This is a genomic window from Mesorhizobium sp. B1-1-7 (assembly GCF_006442705.1).
GTDB classification, from domain to species: Bacteria; Pseudomonadota; Alphaproteobacteria; order Rhizobiales; family Rhizobiaceae; genus Mesorhizobium; species Mesorhizobium opportunistum.
In genome coordinates this window covers 45,263-57,782 of record NZ_VFWQ01000029.1, presented here as the reverse complement: position 1 = coordinate 57,782, position 12,520 = coordinate 45,263, and the positions used below count along the sequence as shown (strand labels likewise).

Annotated in this window: 10 protein-coding genes; 4 read left to right on the top strand and 6 right to left on the bottom strand. The window is 60.7% G+C overall.

Annotated elements, in window-relative coordinates:
* The coding region (locus tag FJ978_RS33010; RefSeq protein WP_210241455.1) for a hypothetical protein at window positions 1–218 on the bottom strand (218 nt) is incomplete at its 3' end.
* A 371-nt stretch (window positions 219–589) separates the two neighbouring features.
* Window positions 590–1,114 (bottom strand): transglutaminase-like cysteine peptidase, encoded by a 525-nt coding sequence (locus tag FJ978_RS31275; protein WP_245265122.1) that lies wholly within the window; start codon window positions 1,112–1,114, stop codon window positions 590–592.
* A 178-nt stretch (window positions 1,115–1,292) separates the two neighbouring features.
* Between FJ978_RS31275 and FJ978_RS31270 the strand changes: the two genes are divergently transcribed.
* The 4 genes from FJ978_RS31270 (at window position 1,293) to FJ978_RS31255 (ending at window position 8,899) form a co-directional block, all read left to right on the top strand.
* Window positions 1,293–1,847: a hypothetical protein gene (locus FJ978_RS31270; protein ID WP_140576649.1), complete on the top strand. Its 555-nt coding sequence runs from the start codon at window positions 1,293–1,295 to the stop codon at window positions 1,845–1,847.
* Between the two features lie 170 nt (window positions 1,848–2,017).
* Window positions 2,018–2,425: a metalloregulator ArsR/SmtB family transcription factor gene (locus FJ978_RS31265; RefSeq protein ID WP_140576647.1), complete on the top strand. Its 408-nt coding sequence runs from the start codon at window positions 2,018–2,020 to the stop codon at window positions 2,423–2,425.
* Window positions 2,426–2,764: 339 nt separating this feature from the next.
* Complete coding sequence (locus FJ978_RS31260) at window positions 2,765–4,546, top strand: adenylate/guanylate cyclase domain-containing protein (RefSeq protein ID WP_013893327.1); 1,782 nt, start codon at window positions 2,765–2,767, stop codon at window positions 4,544–4,546.
* A gap of 117 nt (window positions 4,547–4,663) precedes the next feature.
* Window positions 4,664–8,899, top strand: a complete 4,236-nt coding sequence (locus tag FJ978_RS31255; RefSeq protein ID WP_140576645.1) for a cytochrome P450 — start codon at window positions 4,664–4,666, stop codon at window positions 8,897–8,899.
* A gap of 28 nt (window positions 8,900–8,927) precedes the next feature.
* Here FJ978_RS31255 and FJ978_RS31250 read toward each other — a convergent pair whose 3' ends face one another.
* The 4 genes from FJ978_RS31250 to FJ978_RS31240 form a co-directional block, all read right to left on the bottom strand.
* Window positions 8,928–9,614, bottom strand: a complete 687-nt coding sequence (locus tag FJ978_RS31250; protein ID WP_013893329.1) for a Crp/Fnr family transcriptional regulator — start codon at window positions 9,612–9,614, stop codon at window positions 8,928–8,930.
* Between the two features lie 299 nt (window positions 9,615–9,913).
* Entirely contained in the window at window positions 9,914–10,330 is a 417-nt protein-coding gene (locus FJ978_RS32925) for a hypothetical protein (protein WP_181176849.1), read from the bottom strand.
* Between the two features lie 111 nt (window positions 10,331–10,441).
* Window positions 10,442–10,981, bottom strand: coding sequence for an NADH-quinone oxidoreductase subunit B family protein (locus tag FJ978_RS31245; RefSeq protein WP_140576644.1), 540 nt, complete (start codon window positions 10,979–10,981; stop codon window positions 10,442–10,444).
* A 12-nt stretch (window positions 10,982–10,993) separates the two neighbouring features.
* On the bottom strand, window positions 10,994–12,511 hold the full coding sequence (locus tag FJ978_RS31240) for an NADH-quinone oxidoreductase subunit C (RefSeq protein WP_140576642.1): 1,518 nt from the start codon (window positions 12,509–12,511) through the stop codon (window positions 10,994–10,996).
* Between the last annotated feature and the right edge of the window lie 9 nt (window positions 12,512–12,520).

Sequence of the window (12,520 nt, the reverse complement as noted above, 5' to 3'; positions counted from 1 at the left end):
GCGACCAGTACGCCGAGCAGTTTCTTGAAATGAGGTTTGGTCATTTCTGCCTCCGTTGAACCCGCGCCAAATCTACCAAATTTATAGAAAAAAGGTGCATTCATCCGAAAGGACAGACATGCCGCATCAGCTAATCCAAAAGGGCGGGCCTTGGTACGAAGACCACGGCAAAAGGCCGTCGCGCGGATGCGGGCTTTTGTCGGGAAGAACTTCGCCACCACAATCGTTTTGCAAGGTGGATGGGCAACGGGGCTAGGAAAAATGTCTCACAATGACGCGAACCTGTGTGCTCGGGCGCAAGCACGAGGCATCACGATCTATCAGCGTTCAAAGACTGTATGGATCGCGGCGGGAAGCCATCGGGGGCAAGATTTTGAAGTGAAGGGACGTTCTCCAGCAATTGCGCTCGCATTCTGGGTAGAAGCCGCCCGATACAGAGGCTCGGGCATATAGGCCAGTCCGTGCCTTGGAGGCGCATTGCGCTGGAAAGGGGTGTCCGGTCGACACGCTTCAAGCCATTTTTGCGCAGGCCGCTATCCCAAACAGCCGCGCATTCTCGCCGGTATGCCTCGGGGGTTTGCACCGGAGCTCAAGAACCGATCCGTACCCACTTCCCGTTGGCCGATTGCGACTGTCTGGCAAAATAACGGTACGAAGTGTTTGACCAATCGCGGATGACACTGCCACGGTTATCCAGGATCAAGTCGCCCTTGTCGGTTCGAACCGTGAGCACCGTGTGACCCTCGCCGCCAAGCGAAGCGACCGTCAGAAGCAAAGCGGAAGCCGGCCATCCACGCTTCAAAAGCTCGCTTTTTTTCAGGATCGCAATATCCTCGCAATCACCCTGTTTGGTCGGTAGACGCCAATCGTCGGCACTGCCTGCCGTGACGAGATCGCTGCGCTCCTCGATCCGGCGATTGACGGAGGTGTTCACCGCTTCGAGTTCGGCTCTGCGTGCCGGTGTCAGCGTCACCAGCTTGACCCGCCCGCTGGTGCTGCAGAGTCGTGGCTGGTTGGCGCAGAACACACGAGCGGCCGGCGGAGGGAACGCATACCCCTTTGTGACCATCATCGCATGGGAGCCGGCTGTCGCGCTGCAACCAGTTGCCACCATGGCTACGGCAACAAGCGTAGCAAAACGCATCACGTACCATCTCCTTTTGGCTGTCAAGCTGCCAACAAGCCTCGCAGAAAATGGTAAATCAATCCTTAAAAAGGTATTCTCGGCAAACATACATAACAATATGTTACCGGATTGTAGAAATTAATTGATAGCGTCTTGGTTTGGGACCATGCGCACCTTTGCGTTGGAGGAAGAAATGCTGCGATCCACGACTTTGATGAGAAAGGTTTATTCGACCTTGCTCGTCTCATCTGCTGTTCTGGCTGCGAGTATGACGAGTTCTACGGCAGCACAGGATAGTATACGGCCGCGGATGACGGCAGCCCAATGCCAACCTCTTACCGACGCGAACTATGCGATGTGTTGTATCGCGATCAATCGCGGAAGCATCCTTTCGTCAGATCAACTCGATCAATGCCCACCCATCACCACCTCGCTCATAGCAACCACGCTTTCACGCATCGGCGACAGCAACGGGCCTGGCAATGGAGGTGGTTCCAGTGGCGGTGGTACGGGCGGCAAGGGCGGAGACGACGGCGGCAAGGGCGGCGATGACGGCGGCAAGGGCGGAGACAACGGTGGCAAGAGCGGCGACAACGGCGGCAAGAGCGGCGACGACGGTGGCAAAAGCGGCGACAACGGCGGCAAGAGTGGTGACGACGGCGGCAAGAGTGGCGACAACGGCGGCAAGGGTGGCGATTCCGGGCGCGGCTCCGGCCATTAGCAGAGGCTTCGGCAACTCGGTGTCGGATGTTGCTGGAGCGCATGTGATATCCGGCTTCGCGCCTGACTGATCCGCTTCAAATTCAGGAAGGCGCGTCGCGCTCCAGCGAGTCCAAGCGACGCGCCTTGACACCGAGCGTTGCCGCTTGGCCAGACAATGGGTCAAGGCTAATGCAACACAATCGCAAAGAATTTTCTGTCAGGCGACTGCAGCCTATCAACACCCTGCAGGCAAACTCGCCGAACCTGGACAGCTTGTCTGACCATGCGGCGCCAGCGGCCGAACTTCTGGCGGTTTTGGGCAATGAGAGAAGACTTGTGATTCTGGGCCATCTGACGGAAGGCGAGATTTCGGTTGGCGAATTGGCTGTGCTGGTCGGACTGAGCAAAAGCGCTCTTTCTCAGCATCTGAGCAAGCTGCGCAAACACCAACTGGTTTCCACCAGGCGTCACCGACAGACCGTCTACTATTCCTGTGGTTTTGGGATCGGTCGGAAAATCACCCAGATAATCGATTTAGCCGTGAACCTGGCTGCAGTTTCGCGGGCCGAGAAGCCTCGCAGGCCCCCCGCCACATAAATCCAGACGTCCGGATCCATGACATCCTGCAGATCCTGGCAGCTCGCGCAGGCAGCAGGTTCCGCTTCGTCTCCAGTCATCAAACGCCGCGTGGCCTTCCCGGCATGGCGTCTGGCGCGTCATTGCCGGCTGTCAAGCGTGGAAACGATGCTTAAGCCCACGATCTATTAGTTGATCGTGGTAGAGCTTTTGCAGCGGCACTGTTAGAGTTCCTGACAGGACGGGGCGATATCGGCGCGGGCGCACCTGCCAGGACGATTCTCACAGCAACGCGACGAAGGTTCAGGAGCGGGTGGTCGCCTGTGCTGCAGCAGGACCAGAAGGAATCGGGACTCAAACATGGCTGAACGGAATTACACCCGTCAGCTGGCGACGATCGTCTCCATCGATGCCGTTGGATTTTCACGGTTGATGGGTCTTGACGATGAATCGGCTGTCGCTGCCTTCGAGGAACGACGCGACATCATCGCCGAGAGCTGCAGCACCTTCGGCGGCCGCACCTTCGGCGATGCTGGCGACAGCGTCATGGCCGAATTCGGCAATCCGATCGAGGCGCTGCGCGCGGCGTTCGATTTTCAGGATCGAATTGTCACGCTCAATTCATCGCTGGACGAACCCATGCGCATGCCGTTTCGCGCCGGCATCAACACGGGCGATGTCATCGTCCGTGAAGGCCGGCTTTATGGCGACGACGTCAACATCGCAGCCAGAATCCAGGAATTCGCGCCCCACGATGGCCTCGCCGTGTCGGAAACCACCTGGCACCACGTGAAGGACAAGACAGCGGCTGAATTCACCGACCTCGGCGAACTCATGCTGAAGAATATCGCGCTGCCGGTGCGCGTTTTGATTGCGAGGCGCGGCGGCAACCTTTCACCGCCACCAGCGCTGATGGCGGCAATCCCATCCGTCAATGGTCGGCAGAACGTGTCGCTCAAAGGTCCACCCGCGATCGCCGTGCTGCCGTTCCAAAGCGATGGAGGCGAGCGCGACGTCGGCTATATGGCCGACGGCATAGCCGAAGACATCATTTACGGGCTTTCCAACAGAAGATGGCTCTCGGTGATTGCCAAGAACTCGAGCTTCCAGTTTCGCGACGACACCTTGGGAACGCGCGTTATCGGCAATGCCCTTGGTGCACGCTACATCGTCAGCGGCACGCTGATGCGCAACGATGAGCGGATTCGTCTGACAACCTCGCTTGCCGACGTGTCAAACGGCCGATTGGTATGGTCGCAACGCTTCGATCGCGCGCTGGCCGACATCTTCAATCTGCGCGACGAGATCGGAGCGGAGATCGTCTCGATCCTCGACAAGGAGGTCGACCGGGCCGAACAGGCGCGGACCTTCCAAGTGCCGTGGGAAAGTCTGGAAACGTGGCAATTGGTGCGGCGTGGGCGCTGGCATATGAATCGGCGCACACGCGGCGACACGGAAATCGCGCTGGAGTTTTTCGAAAAGGCTTACCGGGAAGATCCGAATTCGAGTGCGGTGCTGAACGAACTGGCATGGTGGTATTTCTGGCGAGCCTGGCTGCGGTTCGGCGACAGTGACGATCTGGACAAGGTCAAGCAATATTCACGCAAAGCCTTGCTCATGGACAGCCTGGATGCCCGCCCGCACGCTCATCTCGGCGTCATGGACATCATGAGAGGGCGGCCCGCATCGGCGGTCGATCATCTCGAGGAAGCGCTTCACATCAATCCAAGCTTCGCTTTTGCGCACTCGGCTATGGGCAGCGCGCGCCTGCTGCTGGGCGATGCGGCCGGTGCAATACCGTTCTTCGTCGAGACGGAGCGGTTGAGCCCGTTTGACCTCTACCGGTTCCACAATCTGGGGGAATTGGCGGCAGCTTACAGTTTCCTAGAGGATTGGCCATCGGCGATCTCCACCGCGGACCGCTCGCTCGATCTGTCACCCGGCTATTTCTATTCCCGGTTTCTGAAGATCGGCGCCCTGGCGAGGAGCGGGCGCAAGCAAGAGGCCATGCGGGAGCTGGCTATACTTATGACGCGACATCCGGATTTTTCGGAGCAAAGGGTGCGCTGGATACCGTTCGTGGACAAAGCGGCAAACGAATTTCTCATCGCCAATTTCAAATCCGCAGCGAGCGATGATTAATTGAGGTGGCGAATGCCGACAACTGTGAAAGTATTCACATACGCGAGAAGGCTGCAAACCTAGCCATGGGTTAGCCGGCATCGCAATGACGTGGACAGCCGGGGGGCTTGAACGCGCATGATCCGTTTTAAGTATTTCGACGCCGTCCGGGCCGGACAAGAAAACCAGCGCCCACTAGCCGAAATGCCGCCATTCGATCTGGAGCGACTCCGCTCCAAGGGCATCGTGTCGCGCATCATCAGCGTTCTCTTCAATGATCCGCGCTGGATGCTGGCGCTGCTACGCAGGTTCTGGCCCAATCTCGCCATCGGCAACTTCCTGCTCGTAACCAGGAATGCGGACGTCCGTGAGATATTGGAGCGCGGCGACGAATTCGAGACGCCTTACGGGCCGGAAATGGCCGAACTGGCACGCGGATCGAACTTCATTCTCGGCATGCAGGACGGCGCCGATTACCGGCGCATGAAATCGTCGGTGCTGGGCGCTTTCCCACCGGGAGAAGTCGAGGCCCTGGTCAGGCCGATCGCCGCGAGGCATTCACAAGAAATAATGATGCGCGCAAGCCCCGGCTTCGACGCAATAGCGGATCTGATAAAGATCGTTCCGGTGCGCATCTGCCGCGATTACTTCGGTCTCGAGATCGATGATGAATCCGAGTTTGCCGATTGGGCCATTGCGTTGAGTGCGCTGTTTTTTTCGGACCCGACGGCAAGCCCCACCACGCGCCAGCTCGCGGTGGTGGCCGGCGACCGGCTGGTCAGGGTGATCGACCGCTCCATCGATGCGATCCGCGAGAGGAAGGGGGCCAAGGATCGGCTGCCCCTGGCAAGGCTGGTCGATCTGCTGGATCAGGATCGCCTTTCGCTTCCCGACATTCATTCGATCATGCTTGGCATGATCGCCGGCTTTGTCCCGACCAATGTGCTCGCCGGCGGCAACTGCCTCGACGTGATCCTGTCCCGCGCCGATGCGCGGCAGGCTATCGATGCAGCCTTGGCCAAGAACGACACAGGCAGCCTGGACAGAGCCATTTTGGAAGCCATGCGCTTCAAGCCTATCTGGATTGGTCCCTGGCGTTACACCGCGCGCGATGCAACCATCGCCATGGGCACGCGCCGGGAGCGTCTGGTGAAGGCCGGAACGGTGGTCATGCCGGCAACGCTGTCGGCGATGTTCGATCCCGAGGCCGTGCAAAGCCCCAATCACTTTGACACGTCGCGCCCGCATCGCGATTACCTAGTCTTCGGTTACGGCATTCATCAATGCATCGGCGCCGAAATCGCCAGGATCCAGATTGGCGAAAGCCTTCGCGCCCTGTTTCAGAAGAACAATGTCCGCCGCGTGAGCGGCAAAGCTGGCAGGATGACGCATGTCGGCGCCTATCCAGACAGCCTGAAGGTCGATTTCGAGCGACCCGCTCTTTGCCGCACGGTCACCCATTCGATGGCGACGGTGGTGTGCCCGATCACCCGGCCTGCCTCGCTGGACGCCATCCGCGAAGAGGTCGCAGGGTTCGGCAACCCTGCCAGCGACGAGGTCCGTGCCGCGCTCAATGCCACCGGCATCATCCATTTCGCCAGCCTGGCTGTTGTTCCAACCGGCGAGGCGGGCAATTCCCCCGCCGATGGGAAAGGAGCGCTTGTCCTGGAGGTATCTGGCGACGGCAGCGCCGAAGATGTCATCAATGCTGTTGCGCATGCCATGGGGGACAGGCTGCGGCCAATCCTGAAGGACGTCTGCGACCTGCCTGACGGCCTCGCCTTGGACGCATTCCTGCGCAAGCACAATGTCGAGATTTCACCATCTTTCGGCAGCAACGCCGGACTGGTTTTTTCCGGTACACCGGGCCATTCGGTGCAGCGCATCCTGGCAGAAGCCGAACTTGCCGATGCAGTTCGCCTGCTGGTCGAACAGCCGTGCGCCACCAAGGGCGGAGCGGCGGCCGCGCTTGACGAAGCCCGCCGGCATGTTCGGTCCCTGGAAAAATTCGACTGGGCATTCGAGCCTGCCGAAAGCTTGCTCGAACGGCCCCCCGGAAAATGGTGGCAAGCCATAACAACCACGCTGCTGGCGCCGGCCGTGCTGGCCGCTGTCGCCCTGCTGGTGCTCGCCTTCTGGTGGATGACCTATGTGCTGGTGTTCGGCGATCCGCCCGGTCTCACATTAGGCACCATTGCCATAGCCGGCACTGCGCTTCTATTGGCCGTGCTCGGAATCCTGGCACTGGCAGCGGTGATCCTCGGCCTGTGCTTTCTCGCCCTACGGCGCCTCGAAGACATCGATGTCCCGCACAGCACGCCGGTCGACCTCGGCGATCTCGACAAGATTCTGGGCCGCGAAGACCAGCCCGGGCAAGCCCAGAACCATCTGACGGCGATCTCGACGATGAAGGTCGGCATATTGCGGAGGCTGGCGCTCAGATTGTCGTTCTACCTGATCTCGATCTCGGCGCAGAAGGTCTTCAGGCCGGGGTTCCTTGCCACCATCAACACCATCCATTTTGCCCGATGGGTGCTGTTGCCCGGCACCAACAGGCTGATGTTCTTCTCCAATTATGGCGGCAGCTGGGAAAGCTATCTCGAGGATTTCATCGCCAAGGCCGCCGCCGGCCTGACGGGCGTATGGAGCAACACCGAGGGTTATCCTCGCACACGCTGGCTTTTCCTCGATGGCGCCCGCGACGGCGATCGTTTCAAGCGCTGGGCGCGCCGCCAGCAGGTACCCACCCTGTTCTGGTATTCGGCCTATCCTGCTCTCAACACGTTGCGCATTCGCGCCAATTCCAGGATCAGGCACGGCATCGCCACCGCGACGGGCAGTGAGGCGCGCGACTGGCTGAGCCTGTTCGGCTCCCTGCCGCGCCCGCAGGCCAGGAAGGCGGACGCCGGACCAGCGGCGCCCGACCCGCTGCCGGTCGAACAATTGGAGACCGGTGAGATCCAGTCCTTGTTCTTCGGTCCGTTCGGATCGTTGGGGCATGCCCATATGCTGGCGATCGCCATACCGGAAAACCTTTCCAGGGGCAGGCGCAGGGCCTGGCTGGAATTCATTGTCGAGCAGACCAGCTTCGGCGACGGCGTGCCGGCGGGGCGGGCGATGACCGTTGCGTTCGGTCCCGATGGCCTTCGTCGTCTCGGGCTGGACGGCAGCGTCGATGACAATCCGCTCGACACATTCCCCGTCGCCTTTCGCCATGGCATGGGCAATCCCGAGCGCAGCCGCATCCTCGACGATCTCGGCGAAAGCGTGCCTCAGAAGTGGCAATGGGGTTCGCCGCAAAAGCCGGTTGACGCGGTGGTCGTCTGCTATGCGGAAAGTCCGGAGCGATTGAAGGTCGAGGTCGGCACCGCAAAGGCAAAGCTGACGGCAGCGGGGATGGACCTCGTCTCGGAGCTGCCGCTCGCGACCAAGCGCGACGGCAAGCGCGCCGTCGAGCACTTTGGCTTCGTCGACGGCGTCTCACAGCCGATCGTCAGGGGAACCGCCCGCGCCAACGTTGGCGCGGCACCCATGCACCTTGTCGCGCCCGGCGAGTTTCTGTTCGGCTATCGCGACGAGCACGGTTTCTATCCGTCATCGCCCTCTGTCGAGGCGTCGCTCGACCGGACCGGTATCCTCTCGGCGGTGCGCCGCAACCGGCAGATACCAGGCCTGCCGCCGCCGCGCCGCGACTTCGGCCGCAACGGCACCTTCCTCGTCATGCGCCAGTTCGAGCAGCACGTCGACACTTTCAACGCGTACTGCAAGGCGGCGGCGGTACAAGCGGCCAGCGAGACCGACGACCCGGCCATTACCCCGCGTTGGGTTGCCGCAAAGATGCTTGGCCGCTGGCCCGATGGCAGCTCGCTGGTGCGCAATCCCGACGGCCGGCCGGGGCGCGGTGCCGATAATGACTTTGCTTTCGGCACCGAGGATCCCCAAGGGCACCGCTGCCCGCTGGGTGCTCACGTCCGGCGGTCGAATCCCCGCGATTCGCTGGGTGAGGACCGTGAAACGCAAATCAGGATCGGCAAGCGCCATCGGATCATCCGGGTCGGTCGCAGCTACGAAAAACAGGGCAAGAAGGGGGGCAAGGTCGAAAAAGGACTGCTCTTCATGTGCCTCAACGCGGATATCGAGCGGCAGTACGAATTCATCCAGCAGACCTGGGTATCATCGACCTCATTCCAGGGGCTTGTGGCCGAAAAGGATCCGACGATCGGCTCGCGCGACGGCAACGGCAGGTTCACCATACCATCCTGGGAAAAGGTCACAGTGCTGAAAGGTATCCCGCAATTCGTGACCACCCGTGGAGGCGGCTATTTCTTCATGCCGAGCAGGTCGGCATTGCGGTTTCTGATTTCGCGGCTCTGATCTCCCGGCACTTCAATTGTGGGCGCCGTCAGTAGTCGTCTTGCGACTCGGCAATACGACGAAGCGCGCCAGCGTCCGATATGCGCAGGCCGCCGCGCCTGATGGCGATGACCCGCCGGTTGCGCCAATCGTTGAGTGTCTTGTTGATCGACTCTCTGGTGACGCCAAGGAATTCACCCAGTTCGGATTGTGAGATCGATATCCAGCCCGCGCCGTCGGCCATGACACCTTCCAGAAAGACCAGCCGTTTTGCCAGCCTCGCCTCAATACCGAAAAAAGCCTGGTCACCGAGCTCGCCGCTGACCCAGCGCAGCCTTGCACACAACAGTTCGATCATGGCACGCGCCAGGGATGGGTTTTTCTCAATTCGATCAAACAGATGTGTCCGGCTGAGCGAAACCAGCTCGCATGCTGTGAGGCATATCGCCGTGGCCGTGCGCGGGCGCCCATCGAGCGCGCCGATCTCTCCGACCAAGCTGCGCGACAGCTCGATATTGGCGACCAGCTTCTGGCCATCCGGCGAATAGATCGAGATCTCCACCGTGCCGCTCATCACACCGAAGATTCGGTCGGCAGCGTCTTCCTGGAGGAACAGATGCTGGCCGGCGGCATAGCGTTCGAGCTTGCAGCCGCTGAAAAGGAGGTCGAACTGGCTCGGGTCGATGCGCGCCAGGTGCGGCAGATCCTGTCTGGCGTTCGCACTGGCGGCTGGCATGAAGGCTTCCCGGTGTTGTCTTGACCGGACTGATTGTATGACAACCGGGTGATCGATCAAAGCAAATGTCATTTGGTGCTTGCCCCTTCTACCAGCAGAAAGGGGACCGGAAAGCCCGATCCCCTCTCGCCCCAGCGCCCTTCCCGAATCGCGGCCGAACAGCTCAACCAGTGGCTGTACGAGAAACCCAGCCCGCGAATGATCTCTTTCTCGACTCTTTGACTGACACGAAGGATGCGGCAGTCACGATCTCCAAAGCGCATGTTTTGCCGCTCGACAGATTGATCTCCCGACCAGCACTATTTGTAGAGGGCCGTCTGCACGCACGGCTGGAGGTACACCGATAAACGTGCAGACGGCAGTGCGCCCGGCATATCCGTGCCGACCGCCTTGTTCAAACCGCCGAGATCGTCGCGTGCGATCCGCATGACGATCTCGGCACGACCGTGGGCCAATGCCTTGCATTGGGCAAAGCTCCAATTTGGTGTCGACGGCAGCGTCGAAGATGGTCGTGACAAGGACGTAGGTATCCGTCGTTGCCATCGGCGGAGGTAAAAGCCGCGGCGAGAAACGAGCCGCATGCAAATGAGATCCGCATCTGTTCGCCCCAGGTTGGAAACAAATTCTAAATTGGCGGAAGGCCGATCGAAGGTGGCCAGTTCCGCTGGGTCACACTTCTGTCTGGAAATCTCCTGGCGGTCTGTGAAGGTGGTCACAGAAGCTCGAAAACGCTCGATCGAAACCGTTGCCGTGTTTCGAGATCCATCGTGGATCGGCGGGATCGAAGTTGAAATCGCCGGGCGGCCAACGGCACTGCTGGCGCGGTGTCAGCTTCGGACGGCACCAGTCTTCGAATTCACCCCCTCAAGCAAAGTGAGCAGGCCTTTCAAAATTTCAATTGGCGGTGGCGGACAACCTGGAATGTGCAGATCGACAGGCAAGGCCTCCGACACTCCGCGCATCACGGCATAGCTGCCGGCAAAACAGCCGCCATTGCCTGCGCAATCTCCAAGTGCGACCACCCATTTTGGGTTGGGTGTTGCGTCGTAGGTCCGCTTCAATGCCTCTCGCATGTTTTTTGTGACCGGTCCGGTAACGAGCAGTACATCGGCATGGCGCGGCGAGGCGACGAACCGGATTCCAAAACGCTCGATGTCATAGAAGGCGTTGTTCAGCGCGTGCATCTCGAGTTCGCAGCCGTTGCAGGAACCGGCATCGACCGCCCGGATCGACAGGCTTCGCCCCAATCGTTTGCGAGCGGCCCCATCGAGCGCGCGTGCGAGTTCGTCGACCGCCGTGCCGCTTGCCAACGGCGGACGCTCGGTCAGAGGGCGGCGTATCAGGCTTTCAAAAAGAAGCTTGCGCATGACAGCGTGCCTTCAGAGATCATGGCCCGAATAAGAGCAGTTGAACGATTTGTTGCACAGCGGAAAGTCGGCAACGATGTTTCCTTCGATGGCGGCTTCAAGCAGCGGCCATTGAAACCAAGAGGGATCGCGCAGGTGACAACGCTCGATCAGGCCGCTTTTGCCGATGCGCAGCCAGGCCAGAATGTCGCCCCTAAAACCTTCGACCAGCGCCATGCCTTCATGCGGCCCGCATGTCCGTGAGACGTCGACGCGGATCGGTCCATCCGGCAGTTGTCGCAGGATCTGCTCGATCAGGGACAAGCTCTGTTCGACCTCGCGGATGCGAATCCAGACACGGGCGTTCACGTCGCCTTCCTGGAGGAGAGGGACATCGAAGTTGAGCGTGTCATAGGGAGGGTAGGCGAGACTTCGCCGCGCATCGAAATCCCGACCGGAGGCCCGGCCGACATACCCTCCGGCCCGATATTGTCGAGCAAGTTCCACCTTCAGCCGGCCGGTTGCGACTGTCCGATCCTGCAGCGACGCGGTGTTGTCGTAGAGATCGACCAGTGCGGGAAACCGCTGCCGGATTTCTGCGATCAGGGACCAAAGCGCTGTTGTCCCGTCATCGCTCAGGTTGGCTGCCACGCCTCCCGGCACGATGCGGTCGCGCATCAGACGATGGCCGAAGGCAGCATCGCTTGCCCGCAATATGCGCTCACGAAGCACCCCACAGTGGGCATGCATGAGCGCGAAGGCGGCATCATTGCAGATAGCGCCGATGTCGCCCAGATGGTTGGCCAGACGCTCGAGCTCCGCCATGAGCGCTCGCAGCCAGATCGCGCGTGGGGGAACCTCAACGCCCAGCGCCGCTTCGACCGCGCGCGCGAAAGCGAGGGAGTATGCCACGGTACTGTCGCCAGAGGTTCTGCCCGCCAGTTTGGCTGCGTGATCGATATCGGACCCCGCCATCAAGCCTTCTATGCCCTTGTGTGCGTATCCGAAGCGCTCCTCCAGCCGGACGACGGTTTCGCCACTCGCTGTAAATCGAAAATGCCCCGGCTCGATGATGCCGGCATGCACAGGCCCGACCGGTATCTGATGCAGGCTCTCTCCCTCGGCCGACAGGAAAGGGTAGGGGGAGGCTGTCGCAGCCGGCGTCCGGGCGCGGGTACTCAACGGATGGCTGACACCCCAATAGCCATGATCGAGCCACCGTCTCGTATCAGGCGCGCCTTGCGGCAGGAGCCCGAACAGGTCAGCGGCCGCGCGTTCGAGCCGCAACGCGGGCGGATGCAGCCGGCCGACGGATGGGTAGCGGCCATTCGGGCACTCCAGGCTGACAACGCCGATATCCCCGGCATTTTCGTCATGAAGTGCCATGTGGACGGCGCCTGGCTCACCCCATAGGCCGAGCAGGCTCCAGTGGCCCTCGGCCAATTGCTCGATGGCAAAGCCCCATTCTTTCGGAGTCACCACGGCGCGCGACCATGGGAAATGATTTTCGACACGTTGGCCAGCAAGGATGAGATCGATCAGCGCGGGCATGCTCTTTCT